The organism is Myroides oncorhynchi, assembly GCF_020905415.1.
Lineage (GTDB): Bacteria > Bacteroidota > Bacteroidia > Flavobacteriales > Flavobacteriaceae > Flavobacterium > Flavobacterium oncorhynchi_A.
Map to the genome: position 1 here is coordinate 190092 of NZ_JAJJMP010000001.1, position 16950 is coordinate 207041.

Genomic DNA, 16950 nt, shown 5'->3' on the forward strand with positions numbered 1-16950 from the left:
AATCGGGCGTTTGTATTTATATAATAATTTTTTTATTAGAATTGGAAGTAAATAAACGGTTGTGGTCCTGCTGTTGCTGTAGCATAGACAATCCAAAACACAAATGCCAACACTACTGCTTTAACGAACATTGGTGCAACATTAAACAGTTGGTTTGGTATTGCCATCCACGACTTAGGAATATAGTGCCACACAAATCCTATACCGATAAGCATAAAGGCATTCTTATACCCCATCGCAATAGTAGTCCATGCACTCCAATCAAACTCTAGATTTCCAATATTATTAATAATATCAAGGGCTATATCAAAAGATCCCGCTCTAAAGAAAATCCAACAGAATGTAACGAAGTTAAAGGTCAAGAAGACAGAGAATATCTTCCAAAAGATATTTGGTTCCACTCCTTTTGCTCTTGGAAATAACTCCATAATAATCTTGTGGATCGCTAATGCAATACCGTGTAAGGCTCCCCAAACGATAAAACGCAAACTAGCTCCGTGCCATAGCCCTCCTAATAACATTGTCGTCAGAAGGTTAAAGTTAGTGTACATATTCTTCTTCTTATCCTTCGCTAAAAGGAATGTAAGTAAGAATACCACTACTGAAGCAATAGCTAATATCAGAGGTATGATACTTGTATTCATATAATATACTCCCCACGCGATACATCCTATAAAGAATAAACCAGGGAATAAATATCCACCGAAACTACCCTTTCTATTTCCTCCTACTGAAATGTACAAAAAGTCCTTTAACCAAGTAGATAAGGATATATGCCATCTTCTCCAGAACTCTGTAATCGAGGTAGACTGGTAAGGTACATTAAAGTTGATAGGAAGTCTATATCCCATCAGCAACGCAATACCTATAGCCATATCAGAATATCCTGAGAAATCACAGTAGATCTGAATAGCATAACCATAAGATGCCATAAGGTTCTCAAAAGCTGTATAGCTATTAGGAGAATCAAATACGCGATCTACGAAGTTAATCGAGATATAATCTGAGATAACTGCTTTCTTTAATAACCCTCCTATGATTAACAGAAGACCTTCATTTACATACTCCCTAGATACATATATATTCTTATATATCTGTGGCAAGAAGTCTTTAGCGCGTACGATAGGTCCAGCCACTAACTGTGGGAAGAATGAGATAAAGAATAAGTAGTCTAAGAAGTTCTTAGTTGGCTCTATCTCTTTTCGGTATATCTCAATGATGTAACTAATCGATTGGAACGTAAAGAACGATATCCCAACTGGCAATATTATATCATCTAAGTGCAACCTTGTATTAGCGAATAGGTTAATCCCATCCAAGAAGAAATTAGTATATTTAAAATACCCTAATAGCCCAAGATTCACGATGATACTTATCGTCAATAGCAGTCGCTTCTTCGCTAGATTAACCGTATGATTAATAATATTAGCAAAGTAATAATCCATCAGCGATGATCCTATCAAGATGATAAAATACATACCACTTGACTTGTAATAAAAGAACAAAGAGAACAATGTCACATATAACAAGCGGATATGAAAGGTTTTTCTCATCAATATATAGAAGAGATAAAACACAATAAAAATCCCTAAGAACAAAGCCGAGTTAAATAATAACGGTTCTTTAGGATTAAAAGTAAACCAACTGATTACTTGATCAGCAGTTATACTTGGTATTTCGATATTTAATAGACTCATTTAAGTTAGAAGACTATTGTTGTTTAACAAATTGGTTATAAGCCTCTAAAAGCGCTTCATAAAACAGGTCTCCTGTATATTCATACCCTTTTACAGTATAGTGTACTAGATCTTTGGATAACATACTGTTCTCCCTTAAAGAAGAAAGACCTAATGTACCTCCTAGATTATAATATAAATCCCAGATAGCATATTTACCACTGATACCATTAATGATTAGTTCATTCGCTAGTTCAGCAGCTATATGATTAGGATTGTCTTTTGAAAAATATGAGGGTGGTGGTGTAGTCACTAATACATTAGCATTAGGAGCTACCCTTTTTACTTTTGCTAAAAAAGCATTAACCTGATCTTGGAATGTCTTTGCATCCATTCTATCAAAAGACTCATTCGTCCCCATAGATACGATTATTAAGTCTGCCTCTAAACCTCTTAATTGTTTAAAGAACAGATCATACTTCGTATAATCCGAAAACTTAGCCCCATTAACACCGATCGTATGATACAGTATTCCTGGCTTATCGTTCTCTAGCACCACACCATTTAAGTCATAAGCTTCAGCTTGCTTATTAGAATAGAAGTAAATACGATCTAATTCTTCTCCTATTTCAAAAGTATAGAATACATCGTTCTTCTCCCCTGACAACTCATTAAACATAGTATTAGATACAGCCACTGACTCTTTCTGCTTCGTTGGGATAGACAATCTCTTTCCTGCATGTATTGTATTAGTCTTCATATTATTCGCCTTTTTAATAGACTCTATTGAAGCACCATACTTATTAGCAATACCTGTTAATGACTCTCCCTTCTTGATCTGATGAGAGACCTTTTTAGGAGCAGAAGACTCTAAGAACACACGCTGACTAGCTGTCCCTACATTAAAGTCCTTCGTATTAGAAGGTGTAAATACCTTCATCCGAGAAAAACCGTAATTAGCATCGCGCACACTTAGCTCTATCACTGCATTCTTATCTATAGTAGTTAAAGCGATACCACTTAATCCTACATTATATTCTTTAACGGGGTAGATATTTCGATAACTATTCCACTCTGCATTAGACGAATATCTAACTAAAGCGTTACCATTAGTCTTTGCTAATTTATATGGAAAAGCAAATCCTAAACCTCCGTTACCAAACTTATTTTGAAGTAGAACCCTCATTCTCCCACTGAAAAAATCAGCTTGGATATGTGAATCCCCTATGTGAACAATGTTTATCTTCCCTTTCTTCGTGCGCGTTACCTTTTGTAACTTGCTAAAGAATGTATTCAATTGTTCTGTGTAATAAATTTTATTTCCTATTATCTCTTTACTATCCTGATCCCCATTATACACATCATACTGGTAAGTACTATTGCCTTGAGATTGTCCAAAAGAACTAATATGAAATAAAACACCTACCACAAAAACAGCAATTTTATTCCTTTTCATTTTCATTTTTTTTTGAGTGATTACTCCCCTTTGCTACCGCCATCAGATTGATTATCCACTCCTACAGATGTTCCACCTGGATGTTTCTTTTTATATTCTTGATACCCTTCTTCTAATCTCGTGAATATCTTCTGAGCTACTGCAGATGCTCCCTTGTGATTAAAGTGTGTATAATCTTTATTCGCCTTAGCCTCCTCTACCCATTTTATCATAGATCCATTACCCCCCATAGCATCATATAGATTAAAGAATCCTGTACGTGCTTCCATAGCATACTTGCGTTGTGATTTTACTAATGGCACTACAGCTTTATCAGTTTGCATCACACCATCTACTTTAGATGACTTATCTGCAGCAGAAATGACTAAAATACTCGCATTAGGAAAGCACTGTTTAAGGTGGGCCACCACAGCACTCATTTTCTTCGTATACCAAGAATAATCAAGTGTACCATAGTTAAGCACATTCGCTCCGTAGTGTAACACGATTAAACTATAATCCAGATTAGACTGGTATTTTTGCATTAAGCTTGTTTTAAACAATGAGATTGGAAGTCCAGAGTTACCTCTACTAGAGAAGTTATCTACCTGTACACCTCCTGCTCCACTGAAGTCCATTCCGTAAATAGGAATAGAATCAGCGTGTTTAAACGTCAGTTTTATTTCTTTGACACTTCCATCTACTATCTTAAGTTTATTCAACTCAGAATTGATACTCAACTTCTTAACAATAGTATCCCTATTAGTTATAACTACGACTTCCCCTCTTTTATTATTCGAACTTCCATAATAAAGTGTTGGATTATACAGCATTGTCATATTTTGCATCTTACCACCTGCATAACTAACCCATGTCTGCTTGATTGTATCTTTAACGAAATACACCTGTCCAGATACACCAAAAGGTTTTTGTGGTTTCTTCACGTTTAAGTAAGATACCATTCTGAAGTTAGGTGAATATTTATGAATAACAGATTGTCTAGACTGAGCAGATTCTGACATAATAGGTATATATCCTACTCCCATACCACCATACTTAGCCTGATAGCTCTTGCGTATATCCTGTACTATCAAATCACCATCCGTCATCGAGTCACCATAGTATGCAATACGTACACGTTTACCCTTCTGTTGTTCTAAAGCATATAATCTAGCAAAGAAATGCTCTAAATATATATTCCCTTTAAAAGACTCTGTATCCTCATCACTAGTCAATGCATCTTCAGGTACTACGATTACTCGTTCATCCCCTGTACTTACTAATATAGGTTCTTTAACACTTCCCTTTAAAGTATCTTTATTCGTTATTGTTTCTTCAACGCTACCTATCGCCTCTAGCATTAAACTATCCACGACTATATTATTAGTAGAAACAACCTCTTCACTAAACAACTTCTCAGGCAAATTTCCCTTAAAGAATAAAAAAAAGCCACTAGCCATTACTATAATGGCAAGTGACTGATATATATATGATTTCTCTACTTTCACAAAAATACTTATAGATTACATTCGGTCTGGTACAGCTATCCCTAATAAAGAGAATGCATCCTTAATCACCATACCTACTTTTTCTGATATTTGTACTCTAAACGCTTTTAACACAGCATCCTCTTCTCCTAAGATAGATACCGTCTGATAAAATGAGTTATATTCTCTAACTAATTCATACACATAGTTAGCCACTAATGCAGGGCTATGTGTACGAGCAGCATCTTGAATCACTACAGGGAATTCCTCTAGTAATTTCAACAATTCTTTTTCTTTTGGATCTAATGCAACTCCTGTAATTTCTGTTGAGAAATCAAAGTCTGCTTTTCTTAATATCGATTGAATACGAGCATACGTATATTGAATGAATGGTCCTGTATTACCTGCGAAATCTACAGATTCTTTAGGATTAAACATCATTCCTTTACGAGGATCTACTTTAAGCATAAAATACTTAAGCGCGCCTATTCCGATAGTTGTGAATAATTCAGAACGCTCCTCCTCAGAGTACCCTTCTAACTTTCCTAACTCCTCAGAAATGCTCTTAGCTGTATCTACCATCTCTTGCATTAAATCATCTGCATCTACTACAGTTCCCTCTCTACTCTTCATCTTACCAGAAGGAAGTTCCACCATACCATACGATAAGTGGAATAAACTCTCTGCCCAGTCAAAACCAAGTTTTTTAAGGATTAAGAACAATACTTTAAAGTGATAATCTTGCTCATTCCCTACAGTATATACCATACCACCTACATCACCGAAGTCATTCACACGCTGTATAGCAGTACCAATATCTTGTGTCATATACACAGATGTACCATCACCACGAAGTACTAACTTCTCATCAAGTCCTTCATCAGATAAATCGATCCATACAGAATTATCTTCTTTTCTAAAGAATACACCTTGCTCTAGACCTTTCTCTACCTCATCTTTCCCTAATAAATAAGTATTACTCTCGTAGTACACTTTATCAAAGTCAACACCTAAGTTTTTATATGATACCGCAAATCCGTCATAAACCCATTGGTTCATCGTCTTCCACAGTTCGATAACTTCAGGCACATTATTCTCCCAATCCACTAGCATTTGCTTCGCTTCTTTGATAATCGGAGCTTCTTTTTTCGCTTCATCTTCTGTCATACCTTGCGCCATCAATTCCTTGATTTCGCTCTTGTATTCTACATCAAACTTCACATAATAGTTTCCTACTAATTTATCTCCTTTAAGTCCAGTAGACTCAGGAGTCTCACCATTACCATAACGTTGCCATGCTAGCATAGACTTACAGATATGAATACCTCTATCGTTAACGATTTGTGTCTTGTATACTTTCTTACCTGAAGCTTTTAATATCTCAGCCACAGCATATCCTAATAAGTTATTTCTAACGTGACCTAAGTGAAGTGGTTTATTCGTATTAGGAGAAGAGTATTCTACTAATACTGACTTATCACCCTCTACAGGCATTACATATCCAAAGTGCTCCTCTTTACGTGTAGCATTAAAGAAATCGATATAGTAACTATCTGAAACAACTAGATTTAAAAATCCTTTAACTACATTAAACCGCTCTATGACAGATGTATTCTCTACTAAGTACTCACCTATCTTCGTTCCAATCTCTACTGGATTTCCCTTCACCTGTCTTAAGATCGGGAAAATAACTACAGTAATATCGCCTTCAAACTCTTTTCTTGTCGCCTGATACTCAACTTTGTCTATGGTAGCACCATATAATTGCTGAATCGCTTTCTCTATCTGCGGAGTTAAAATCTGATTTAATGTCATTTTTATTATTTTTATTAAAGAAGCAAAGATAATTTATATTTCGTCATTTCAAGAGGTCTACACAAGGAATTTAAACATTTCATTTAGAATTTATCAAACCCAACACCTCCCTATCAACTAATTAAAAAACAATTATTTACATTAAAAAACATAATATCCTCTAAGTTAAAAACAAGTAAATATCTGTTAAACACTACAACACCACTCGCTAAAATCCTTCTTACAATATTCAATTATAATCCTACACATTACTTTATTCCTTCATTACAACATAATTAATTACTAAACTCTAATTCATTCCCTCGACCAATTACATATATGTTCAGTGTTTTATTATATTTACTAAATTTTTAACTACAACCTAATCAGACATAAACCTATACTTTTACTAAATCAACCACGCATCACAATCTACCCTGTGCACAAAACAACAAAAGCACTCTATAATTACCGGTCAAATTGAACAATGAAATGAAAAGCATCAGACTACCCCAAGATCTTGTCCCTACCTTATCTGAACAAATAATTATATATGATTATCTATCTACCCAAGAGGTTTCAAAACAACAAGTAAGTTTGAGTCAAAATACATTTAGTTTCTTAATAGAAGGAACAAAAGAGGTAGTTCACAACAATGCGAATGTAGCCATAGACAGCTCTAAATTTATTTTAATGCAAGCTGGACATTGCCTAATGACAGAGCGGCTCTCTACTATTAACAACTACAGAAGTATCCTCCTCTTCTTCACAAACGAAGCTATACTTAACTTCTTAATCAAAAATAATATACCTTATAATAATATAGCAAATCACAATTCTGTACACACATTTAATTATGATGACTTTATAAGACGATTTGCTTTTAGCCTATTAGATATTAATAAATTGAATAATCCTACAAAAAACAAACTACTGACATTAAAACTAGAGGAAATACTATTATATCTAATAGAATTATATAGTGTAGACTTTCTTTTATCCTTCACAATCAATAACAACAATCAAATACAAAAATTCACACAAACCATAGAAAGCAATATACTAAACAAACTTACATTAAACGAACTCGCCTTTTTATGCAATATGAGCCTATCTAGCTTTAAAAGAGAATTTAAAAAACACTACGCTGAATCACCTAGCAGATGGTTTCAAAGCAAAAGGCTAGAATACGCCCACACTTTACTGAGTCAAAAAAACAAAACAGTTTCAGAAATTTACTTAGAAATCGGTTACGAAAGTGCATCTAGTTTCATCCAAGCATACAAAGCCAAATATGGTACAACACCTACGCAACATCGTAAAAAATGAGCTTTTAGCAACATTTTTTGAACTAATGCCATAACACTCCCTTAAAAGCTTGCTATAAATTTGCATCAAACATTTAATCACAAATAAAATGAGAGTAACAAATTTTATAATCGGACTAGCATTAGTTCTTTCTACAAGCGTTTTTGGACAAAATACCTTTACTCTATCTAGTAAAGATCTAGGTGGAGAAACAACTAAGAAACAAGAATTTAATGGCTGGGGGTGTGATGGAGAGAATCAATCACCTCAACTATTTTGGCAAAATGCTCCTGCTGAAACCAAAAGTTTTGCCATTACGATGTACGATCCAGATGCCCCTACAGGAAGTGGGTTTTGGCATTGGGTAGTATTTGATATTCCAAACAACATAAACGAATTAGTAGCTAATGCAGGTAACTCAACCGCAAATCTATTACCGAAAGGAGCTATACAGAGTCTTACTGATTATGGTGTCAAAGAATTCGGAGGTCCTTGTCCTCCAGTAGGTCACGGCTACCACCAATACATTATAACTGTACACGCTCTTAAAACAGACAAACTTGGTTTAGATGGAAATACTACTCCTGCCGTTGTAGGTTTCAATCTATGGGCTAATACAATCGCAAAAGCAAGCATCATCGCTTACTACAAACGATAATACGCATTATCAAATTATAAGGCGACTTCTGAAGGTATCAGAAGTCGCTTTTTCACTTCCTACTAGCAAGTAAATTCAATATTCGGAAAATAGTAAATTCAGTACATTTCCTACAACAGATAAATCCTTTCTCCACTTAGTAGGATAAGGATAACGTGGTTTTCTATTTTCATTCTCAGCTCTTGTTTTTTCAACGCCATTCACATAACTACGTAGATCAATAGCTTTTCCATTGTTAAACTTAACATCAGTATTTAGAGCACTATATTTATTCTTCATACTGGTCAAAAAAGAATAATCCTCTTCCCATACATTTTCATTCACATTACTATACGGCATAAAAGCAGAAGACATATTAAAAAACCTAATATTAGCATCATTAAAATACAAACTAGGATTACTATTTAAATACACAATAGACGCAGGAGTACGAAAACTAGGGCTAGACGTCTGTCCATATACACAAGGCATCACTATCAAAATCAATATATACAAGAACGCCTTTTTCACACTAATTCAATTTTAAATTTAAACAAAAATACAATAATTAACATAAAACAGAAATAACAACACTTCTTAAAACTAATCACTCTAACATTACATTCACACAGTAATCATAATCCACACTAGGTACAGACACAATAGTCCAATGCGCCACCTCATTCATTAAAACATTTAGATGTTTTAAATAGGCATATGTAATACACCCTACGATTATGGCTACTGTAAGGAAATGCGCTGTAAATATCACACTCGCTTTTTAAGTGAGCGCGCTATTATTAAGTATAAATATAGTTGCTAAAATAGATAAACGAAGTCGGGAGACTTCGCTGAGCGGATGATAGGTAGAATAGTATTCTTGTTGCTTATACACTAAGGTCTATTCTCTATGAGAATGTAAACCACGGTATTTTGGAAATGCAAAATACTCCTCATTTATTCTATACACAAGAGGGTGTAGGTATCTAAGAAACTCTTCTATCAACAGTGTTTATAACCTGAATATAGAGCAAAAAAAAAGCTTCACTAAAAAGTGAAGCTTATGATGTGGGCGATGAGGGATTCGAACCCCCGACCCTCTCGGTGTAAACGAGATGCTCTGAACCAACTGAGCTAATCGCCCAAAATATTATTATTAAACAGACTTGTTTTGTGGGCAATGAGGGATTCGAACCCCCGACCCTCTCGGTGTAAACGAGATGCTCTGAACCAACTGAGCTAATTGCCCTAATGCATTTAAATAACTAGATATTCTAGTGGGCGATGAGGGATTCGAACCCCCGACCCTCTCGGTGTAAACGAGATGCTCTGAACCAACTGAGCTAATCGCCCAAAAATATTCTAAATAACTTGGTATTCTGGTGGGCGATGAGGGATTCGAACCCCCGACCCTCTCGGTGTAAACGAGATGCTCTGAACCAACTGAGCTAATCGCCCAAGTATTTAAACAAATTTGGATATAATAACAATATTTTGAAAATGGTGGGCGATGAGGGATTCGAACCCCCGACCCTCTCGGTGTAAACGAGATGCTCTGAACCAACTGAGCTAATCGCCCATTTTCTTTTAAAGAACGTCGTAATCGTTTGTTGATTACGGGTGCAAATATACGACTGTCATTTAACTTTGCAAGCTTTTTTAAATATTTTTTTTATAAAACTTCAGCCACTACAAATGTGCTTCCCCCTACGTATATCAAGTCTTTACTCCCTGCTACCTCCTTCGCTTTTTCATAAGCATTTGGAATTGAACTACAAACCTCTCCTATCAGATTAAACTCTTTAGCCTTCTCCACTAAAATCCCTGGCTCTAACCCTCTTAAATTATCTGGTTTTGCAAAAAAATATTTTGCCTCTTTTGGCAACAAAGGAAGAATTGAAGCTAGGTCTTTATCATTGACTACACCGAAAACGATGTACAAATTGTCATATTTCTCTTGTTTTAGTTGATTCATCACGATAGTTAGCCCGTGAGAATTATGCGCAGTGTCTGTAATTATCTTCGGATTCTCACCTAGAACTTGCCATCTACCTAATAATTTGGTATGCTCGACTACGTGAAGTAGCCCTTGCTCTTCATTAGTATCAGTTATAACAAATGTTTTTCTCAATAATTCGATTGCCTGTCTTACTGTTCTAATATTCGATTTTTGGTAATCTCCTTTTAGATCGGACACTAAAGTATTGTCTTTATAAGTATCTTGAGCAAAGTAAATATCAGCAGACAACTCTTTTGCCTTTGCTATAAATACGGGTTGAGTCTGTTCATTATACTCTCCTATTACTACAGGAACACCTGCTTTAATGATACCTGCCTTCTCTCCTGCGATAGCACTTAGTGTATCTCCTAAAAAAGCGGTGTGGTCTTTACCTATATTAGTAATAACAGAAATCAACGGATTAATCACATTAGTAGCATCAAGTCGTCCACCCATTCCTACTTCTATAACTGCTACATCTACCTGCTCCTGTTTAAAATATTCAAAGCACATCCCTACAGTCATTTCAAAAAAACTTAAAGAATTCTCTTCAAAGAAAGACTTATTGCGTGCGATAAACTCTACCACGAATGATTCTGTTATCTCTACTCCATTAATCTTAATACGCTCTCTAAAATCCTTTAGATGCGGAGAAGTATACAATCCTACTTTATAACCTGCTCCTTGTAATATAGAAGCAATCATCGATGATGTTGATCCCTTGCCATTAGTACCTGCTATATGTATAGTCTTTAAACTATCCTGAGGATTGCCTAAGTGATTAACTAATTTGATTGTATTGGATAAATCTGCTTTGTAAGCAATTGCGCCTTGCATTTGATACATTGGCAATTGATTAAACATCCATTCTAGCGTTTCTTGATAATTCATACTTATATATAAATAGGTTTTAGAGATGAGTCCAACACGCTCTTATTGTCCTACTTTAAAATTAATTACTATAAACCCAACTTGAGTGTTAGGTGCTTTATCATCTTCTTTCCATCTAAAAGTCTTCGCAGTAGCGATAGCTGCTTCTGTAAGACATTTAGCTGAATTAGTCGTTCCCTTAGTGTGCTGAGCAGCGATCACTCTACCACTCTTATCCACTCTAATCTCAACGACTACAGTACCTACCTCATTACAGTTAGGTACTACCTGTCCTCTATTGGCTAATGCACGACCATTTAACCCCCAGCTGGTTCCATTACCACTTCCTTGTCCCTTACCACTGCCGTAGGTAGAGTTGGAATACATATCCCCATCTAACTTACCTTGGTCTCCACCTTTATTTGAATTGCCTTGTCCTTGTGATTTCTCACCAGTAGTCTTCGGTCCATTAATCAGACTTGCCAACGCGTCAGATGTACTCTGACTAGGTTTAGGATCAGGTTTAGGTTTGACTACTTCCTTTTTAGGTTCTTCTTTTGGTTTGGGTTTATCCTCCACTTTTTTGACTACAGGGACAGCTATTGTGTTTTGAGTAACAATAGGTTCTACTGTAGGTTTAGCCTCCATCGTAGTTGCTTGCTCAGGTTCTGGCTCCATAGCGATGGGCTCTGTAGGCTGTACATCCCCACGCCCTACTTCACTATTACCAAAATTAATAGCAATCTCTCCTCCTAGTAAGAAAGGCTGTTCCTCAGAGACAGGAGTAATAATTTTATAAAAGAAAAACAATAAAAAAAGTATTACAAAAACTGTAGAAGTAATTGCAAAAGCCTTTTTCTCACTATCTGTTTGTAATATTTTCATTCTTATTTAGGCTCTACTGCCAATACGATTTTAAAACTATTTCGATAAGCGATATCCATAACGAATACTGCATCTTCTACAGGAACACCTTTAGCTACGTGTAATACTACATTAGGTTCAAGTACTCCAGCTAGTTTATTCTTTAGTCCACCCTCTAATTCTTCAGGCGTTACCTTCTGTTCATTTATAAAGTAGTTAGACTGATTATCTACGCTCACTGCTACAGTCTCTACTACATCTGCCTTGCCATCCGAATTAGGCAAAACTAAATCTAGAGCATTGGTAGAAGTCATCGTAGTTATCGCTACCATAAAAAATATAAGCAATAAGAATACGATGTCTGTCATAGACGACATATTAAACTCTGCTGATACTTTATTTCTTCCTCTTATATTCATTATGCAGGATCATTTAATAAGTCTAAAAACTCTACTGCGTTAGCTTCTAACTGATGTACGATCTTATCGATCTTACTCACTAAATGGTTATATCCCACATACGAAATAATACCAACAATCAATCCAAATACAGTAGTCATCATCGCAGTGTATATCCCCTCTGATAACACACTCATATCTATACGAGTCGAACTAGCGGTAGACATCTCGTGAAACGCCATAACCATACCAACTACTGTACCTAAGAACCCTGTCATAGGTCCTGCTCCTGATAATGTAGCAAGTAGATTAATGTTCTTCTCCATTTTATACACTTCTAGTTTACCAGTATTTTCGATAGCGATATTGATATCTTGTAACGGTTTACCTATTCTAGAGATACCTTTCTCTATTAAGCGAGCCACTGGTGTATCTGTATTTGCACACAGTACTTTGGCTTGATCTACTTTTCCTTGAGATAAAAACATCTTGATCTGAGTCATAAAATTCTCATCAATCTTAGAAGCATTGCGAATAGCAAAGAATCTCTCTAAGTATAAATATAAAGCCATAAATAGCATAATAAAGATAATAACCATAATAGCCTGTCCAATCGGACCACCACTAAAGATAATCTCGCTAAGGGCTAATTCCTTATCAGAAGTACCTTTAGTTGCATCTACTGCGTTTGATAAATTTTGTGCTACTGCTGTTGTATCCACTTGTAAGAAATGAAACATAAATAATTTGAGTTTTTAATGTTTTTATAAATTTCAATAATTGTAGTCTAATAAAGTACCTACTAAATAATAACGAGTAATAATCCTGTTTAATATCTAACTTGCCAAAAAACCGCAAACTTTCCTCCTTAATATAGCTAACTTCAAGTACTATGAAACTTTCCAAAGGTATAATGATTTTAAAGATTACACACTTTTTACTAGAGTAAACAAAGGTTCAAAACAACTTTTATTAATAATTTTTATGAAAGTAATCATATATTTTACCTGAACTGTGATCATATTTAGCACCTGTAACACTAGCAAGCACATTGACTTCATCTCTTAACTTTAATACGCCTAAGAAGCCAAATATAATAGCCTCCTTAAAGTCTATCACTATGTCTTCAGGTCTATCAAATGCAATACCCATAGCGTGTGCTTTAATTCTACTAATCAGATAATCATTCTTAGCTCCTCCACCTGTCACTAATACGCGTTGTCCTACCCCCACACCTATTCCAGAGGCTATCTGTATAGCGATATGCTCTACTAGCGAGGCTAAATAATCTTCTACAGAAAGTGTATATTTATTCAAAATAGGATTTACATAAGCATTAAGAAACTCGATTCCTAAAGACTTCGGAGCAGACTGCTGATAAAATTCTAATGCGTTTAATTCGACTAATAGGTCAGTATTTACTTGTCCTTGCGAGGCAAGTATTCCCTTATCATCATATTCTAAACCTAGTTTATTAACCTGTTCGTTAAGTAGTGTATTCACAGCACTGATATCATAAGCCAATCTATAATTTAACTTACCTTCAAAAGAGATATTAGCAAACCCTCCAAGATTAAGACAAGCATCATACTCACTGAACAACAGACGATCGCCAATAGGCACTAATGGCGCCCCTTGTCCTCCTAATAATACATCTTGTACTCTGAAGTCACAGACTACTTTCTGCTGTATCATATCAGCCAAGATAGGCATGTTCCCTACCTGTAGCGTATATCCCAATTCAGGCTTGTGAAATATGGTATGCCCATGAGAACATACCGCATCTATATGCTGTATATCATTCGCTGAAATAAACGTATTAATCACAGCAGCTAAGTGTGTTGTATATCTAAGGTCTAGTATTTCTATCTGCTGGCTATCTAATCTAATCGCTCCTTTTAACTGTTCTTTCCACGCTGTACTATATCCAACCGTCTCAGTAGAAATCACTTCGAAACTCCACTTATCCTGCTCACAATTAAATGTGATATAAGCTAGATCTATACCATCTAATGAAGTACCTGACATAACTCCTATAATATTATATTGGTATTTTTTCATTGTATAAAATTAGATAATGTTAATTGAATAATTGTTTTAAATCAACTATATTTGAGAACTACAAAAATAGAACAACTAAAAAATATAAGAGACTATAAATGGATTTTAAATTTACAGAAGAGCAGTTGATGATTCAACAGGCTGCTCGTGACTTTGCTCAAACAGAATTATTACCAGGAGTAATAGAAAGAGATGAACATTCAAAGTTTCCAACAGAACAAGTTAAAAAACTTGGAGAGCTTGGATTCTTAGGAATGATGGTAGATCCTAAATACGGAGGAAGCGGACTAGACAGTGTATCTTACGTATTAGCAATGGAAGAAATCGCTAAAGTAGACGCTTCTGCTGCAGTAGTTATGTCAGTAAACAACTCATTAGTATGTGCTGGTTTAGAGAAATACGCAAATGAAGAACAAAAACAAAAATACTTAGCACCATTAGCTCAAGGTCAAGTTATTGGAGCATTCTGTTTATCAGAACCAGAAGCTGGATCAGATGCTACATCACAAAAAACAACTGCAGTAGATATGGGTGACCATTATCTACTTAATGGTACTAAAAACTGGATCACTAATGGAGGTACAGCTGACTACTATATCGTAATCGCTCAAACTGACGTAGAGAAAAAACACAAAGGTATCAATGCATTCATCGTTGAAAAAGGATGGGCTGGATTTGAAATCGGAGCAAAAGAACAAAAAATGGGAATTAGAGGATCTGATACACATTCATTAATGTTTACAGATGTTAAGGTTCCTAAAGAAAATAGAATCGGAGAAGACGGATTCGGTTTTGCATTCGCTATGAATGTATTAAATGGAGGACGTATTGGTATTGCTTCACAAGCATTAGGTATCGCTCAAGGTGCTTATGAACTTTCATTAAAATATGCTAAAGAGCGTAAAGCTTTTGGTACAGAGATCATCAACCACCAAGCAGTTGCATTCAAACTAGCTGATATGGCTACTCAAATCTCTGCAGCTAGAATGTTATGTTTTAAAGCTGCTGCTGAGAAAGATGCTGGAGAGGATATTTCATTATCTGGTGCTATGGCGAAGTTATTTGCTTCTAAAACAGCAATGGATACAACTATCGAAGCAGTACAAATCCATGGAGGTAATGGCTATGTTAGAGAATATCATGTAGAGAGGATGATGCGTGATGCTAAGATCACTCAAATCTATGAAGGTACTTCTGAGATTCAAAAAATCGTTATTTCAAGAGCTATTGCTAAATAAGCACAACTCAATCCTTATAAAAAAGGCTATTAACTTTTAGAGTTAATAGCCTTTTCTTATTTACTGTACATTGACTTTTATTGGTAATTTAAATGTTGTAGGTACACGCTTATTGTTCTGCGAAGCGGGTGTCCACCTTGGCATTGCCTTAAACACCTTGATTATATCTTTCTCTACATGAGGTAGTAAATATCCTTGTTCACTTTGAATAACAATATCTGAAAGCACACCATCTATACCTACCGTAAAGTTCACATTAAAGCGATATTCTTCTCCTCTATTTAGATAGTAATCTAAGTTAATCATACTCATCACATTGGCTCTAAAGCATCTTCGCCTTCAGTAGGACTAGCCGGTACTATTCTTGAATAGAATGGAAGCTCACAAACTATATCGGGATAAAACACTTCCTCTATCTCTGATTCTACCACGTCCACATGCTCCTTAGACTCTTTTAATTAACTAAACTTAGGAAAAGACTTCATAATTTCATCCTTATATACTGTAACACTACCTCCTATTATTCCTTCTTGGGCAATATCCGCAGGTCTTTGGTTGTGAAACTTGACCTTCGGACCTTCATAATTTATATCTAATGGAATCTCTTGTACAGGCACATAGTCATAATTAGGAATTGCTCATAGATAAGATGCGTGGATAGTATTGGCTAAGTCGTTGTTAAATTCTATAGGTGGACACATCCTCTACTTTTCCAAAAAGGCTCTTCAACAGGAGCAAACATTTTAAACACACTAACCCCAACAACTCCACTTAAACACAAGAACATACCTATGCCTAGCGCTAGAAGCATTATTACCGTATCACACTACTTAGGACGAAAAGGGCTGTGATTATATAGATTAACTGTAGACATTCTATGTTAATTGTATTTTGTAAAATTACTAAAAAAGGGATTAGTTTTAGTAATCAACTTATAGTCAGCACTATTATCACTAAAACCGCAATACTCAAAAAAAAGACTTACCATAAATAGTAAGTCTCTCTTCAAAAAAACGAATTAAACATTGTGAGAATTTCATTTCTCTTTTTCATATATTTTAATACACAATCAGTATTCTCAACGCTTAGGTGTAACCCTATACTCAAAAATACAAATAAAAAGTTAAAATTAAAACAAAAAATCATTTTTGTTATTAATTAAAAATACTTTGCAAAAGTTAGT

Annotated in this window: 16 protein-coding genes and 5 tRNA genes; 3 read left to right on the forward strand and 18 right to left on the reverse strand. The window is 35.3% G+C overall.

Annotation, left to right across the window (positions count from 1 at the left end):
* Positions 1 to 35: 35 nt before the first annotated feature.
* The 4 genes from LNQ81_RS00705 to argS are packed head-to-tail and all read right to left on the reverse strand — an operon-like array spanning position 36 to position 6413.
* Complete coding sequence (locus tag LNQ81_RS00705) at positions 36 to 1697, reverse strand: MBOAT family O-acyltransferase (protein WP_229944246.1); 1662 nt, start codon at positions 1695 to 1697, stop codon at positions 36 to 38.
* 13 nt (positions 1698 to 1710) lie between these two features.
* Positions 1711 to 3132 (reverse strand): LysM peptidoglycan-binding domain-containing protein, encoded by a 1422-nt coding sequence (locus LNQ81_RS00710; protein WP_229944247.1) that lies wholly within the window; start codon positions 3130 to 3132, stop codon positions 1711 to 1713.
* A 20-nt stretch (positions 3133 to 3152) separates the two neighbouring features.
* Complete coding sequence (locus tag LNQ81_RS00715; protein WP_229944248.1) at positions 3153 to 4619, reverse strand: SGNH/GDSL hydrolase family protein; 1467 nt, start codon at positions 4617 to 4619, stop codon at positions 3153 to 3155.
* A gap of 15 nt (positions 4620 to 4634) precedes the next feature.
* Entirely contained in the window at positions 4635 to 6413 is a 1779-nt protein-coding gene (gene argS, locus LNQ81_RS00720; protein WP_229944249.1) for an arginine--tRNA ligase, read from the reverse strand.
* Positions 6414 to 6884: 471 nt separating this feature from the next.
* On the opposite strand from argS, the gene LNQ81_RS00725 reads away from it, so the two are divergent.
* A complete protein-coding gene (locus LNQ81_RS00725; protein ID WP_229944250.1) occupies positions 6885 to 7721 on the forward strand; it encodes a helix-turn-helix domain-containing protein in 837 nt (278 codons plus the stop codon).
* 88 nt (positions 7722 to 7809) lie between these two features.
* Positions 7810 to 8358 carry a YbhB/YbcL family Raf kinase inhibitor-like protein gene (locus LNQ81_RS00730; protein WP_229944251.1) on the forward strand — a complete coding sequence of 183 codons (549 nt, stop codon included), beginning with the start codon at positions 7810 to 7812 and terminating at the stop codon, positions 8356 to 8358.
* A gap of 75 nt (positions 8359 to 8433) precedes the next feature.
* On the opposite strand, the gene LNQ81_RS00735 is transcribed toward LNQ81_RS00730, so the two are convergent.
* The 12 genes from LNQ81_RS00735 to LNQ81_RS00790 form a co-directional block, all read right to left on the reverse strand.
* Entirely contained in the window at positions 8434 to 8868 is a 435-nt protein-coding gene (locus LNQ81_RS00735; protein ID WP_229944252.1) for a hypothetical protein, read from the reverse strand.
* Between the two features lie 76 nt (positions 8869 to 8944).
* Entirely contained in the window at positions 8945 to 9109 is a 165-nt protein-coding gene (locus LNQ81_RS00740; RefSeq protein WP_229944253.1) for a hypothetical protein, read from the reverse strand.
* 297 nt (positions 9110 to 9406) lie between these two features.
* Positions 9407 to 9481 (reverse strand) — tRNA-Val (locus tag LNQ81_RS00745).
* Positions 9482 to 9511: 30 nt separating this feature from the next.
* A tRNA-Val gene (locus tag LNQ81_RS00750) sits at positions 9512 to 9586 on the reverse strand.
* 29 nt (positions 9587 to 9615) lie between these two features.
* A tRNA-Val gene (locus tag LNQ81_RS00755) sits at positions 9616 to 9690 on the reverse strand.
* A gap of 27 nt (positions 9691 to 9717) precedes the next feature.
* A tRNA-Val gene (locus tag LNQ81_RS00760) sits at positions 9718 to 9795 on the reverse strand.
* 43 nt (positions 9796 to 9838) lie between these two features.
* Positions 9839 to 9916: transfer RNA gene (locus LNQ81_RS00765), tRNA-Val, on the reverse strand.
* A 93-nt stretch (positions 9917 to 10009) separates the two neighbouring features.
* Positions 10010 to 11227, reverse strand: coding sequence for a bifunctional folylpolyglutamate synthase/dihydrofolate synthase (locus tag LNQ81_RS00770; protein ID WP_229944254.1), 1218 nt, complete (start codon positions 11225 to 11227; stop codon positions 10010 to 10012).
* A gap of 42 nt (positions 11228 to 11269) precedes the next feature.
* Positions 11270 to 12091 (reverse strand): energy transducer TonB, encoded by an 822-nt coding sequence (locus LNQ81_RS00775; protein ID WP_229944255.1) that lies wholly within the window; start codon positions 12089 to 12091, stop codon positions 11270 to 11272.
* Positions 12092 to 12093: 2 nt separating this feature from the next.
* Positions 12094 to 12489, reverse strand: a complete 396-nt coding sequence (locus LNQ81_RS00780; protein WP_229944256.1) for an ExbD/TolR family protein — start codon at positions 12487 to 12489, stop codon at positions 12094 to 12096.
* Positions 12489 to 13208 carry a MotA/TolQ/ExbB proton channel family protein gene (locus LNQ81_RS00785; protein ID WP_229944257.1) on the reverse strand — a complete coding sequence of 240 codons (720 nt, stop codon included), beginning with the start codon at positions 13206 to 13208 and terminating at the stop codon, positions 12489 to 12491. Before LNQ81_RS00785 ends, LNQ81_RS00780 begins: the two co-directional genes overlap by 1 nt.
* A 232-nt stretch (positions 13209 to 13440) precedes the next feature.
* Entirely contained in the window at positions 13441 to 14529 is a 1089-nt protein-coding gene (locus LNQ81_RS00790) for an anhydro-N-acetylmuramic acid kinase (protein ID WP_229944258.1), read from the reverse strand.
* Positions 14530 to 14627: 98 nt separating this feature from the next.
* Between LNQ81_RS00790 and LNQ81_RS00795 the strand changes: the two genes are divergently transcribed.
* On the forward strand, positions 14628 to 15767 hold the full coding sequence (locus LNQ81_RS00795) for an acyl-CoA dehydrogenase family protein (protein ID WP_229944259.1): 1140 nt from the start codon (positions 14628 to 14630) through the stop codon (positions 15765 to 15767).
* Between the two features lie 60 nt (positions 15768 to 15827).
* Here the strand turns inward: LNQ81_RS00795 and LNQ81_RS00800 are convergent, their stop codons facing one another.
* The gene (locus tag LNQ81_RS00800) at positions 15828 to 16073 is read right to left on the reverse strand and encodes an energy transducer TonB (protein ID WP_229944260.1); all 246 of its coding nucleotides are present in this window, start codon (positions 16071 to 16073) and stop codon (positions 15828 to 15830) included.
* A 152-nt stretch (positions 16074 to 16225) separates the two neighbouring features.
* Complete coding sequence (locus LNQ81_RS00805) at positions 16226 to 16384, reverse strand: hypothetical protein (RefSeq protein WP_229944261.1); 159 nt, start codon at positions 16382 to 16384, stop codon at positions 16226 to 16228.
* Positions 16385 to 16950 lie beyond the last annotated feature (566 nt).

Coding starts and splice junctions, on each gene's coding strand:
- LNQ81_RS00780 (WP_229944256.1), bottom strand. CDS start 12,489: ATGAATATAAGAGGAAGAAATAAAGTATCAGCAGAGTTTAATATGTCG.
- LNQ81_RS00730 (WP_229944251.1), top strand. CDS start 7,810: ATGAGAGTAACAAATTTTATAATCGGACTAGCATTAGTTCTTTCTACA.
- argS (WP_229944249.1), bottom strand. CDS start 6,413: ATGACATTAAATCAGATTTTAACTCCGCAGATAGAGAAAGCGATTCAG.
- LNQ81_RS00710 (WP_229944247.1), bottom strand. CDS start 3,132: ATGAAAAGGAATAAAATTGCTGTTTTTGTGGTAGGTGTTTTATTTCAT.
- LNQ81_RS00790 (WP_229944258.1), bottom strand. CDS start 14,529: ATGAAAAAATACCAATATAATATTATAGGAGTTATGTCAGGTACTTCA.
- LNQ81_RS00800 (WP_229944260.1), bottom strand. CDS start 16,073: ATGATTAACTTAGATTACTATCTAAATAGAGGAGAAGAATATCGCTTT.
- LNQ81_RS00785 (WP_229944257.1), bottom strand. CDS start 13,208: ATGTTTCATTTCTTACAAGTGGATACAACAGCAGTAGCACAAAATTTA.
- LNQ81_RS00770 (WP_229944254.1), bottom strand. CDS start 11,227: ATGAATTATCAAGAAACGCTAGAATGGATGTTTAATCAATTGCCAATG.
- LNQ81_RS00705 (WP_229944246.1), bottom strand. CDS start 1,697: ATGAGTCTATTAAATATCGAAATACCAAGTATAACTGCTGATCAAGTA.
- LNQ81_RS00725 (WP_229944250.1), top strand. CDS start 6,885: ATGAAAAGCATCAGACTACCCCAAGATCTTGTCCCTACCTTATCTGAA.
- LNQ81_RS00795 (WP_229944259.1), top strand. CDS start 14,628: ATGGATTTTAAATTTACAGAAGAGCAGTTGATGATTCAACAGGCTGCT.
- LNQ81_RS00775 (WP_229944255.1), bottom strand. CDS start 12,091: ATGAAAATATTACAAACAGATAGTGAGAAAAAGGCTTTTGCAATTACT.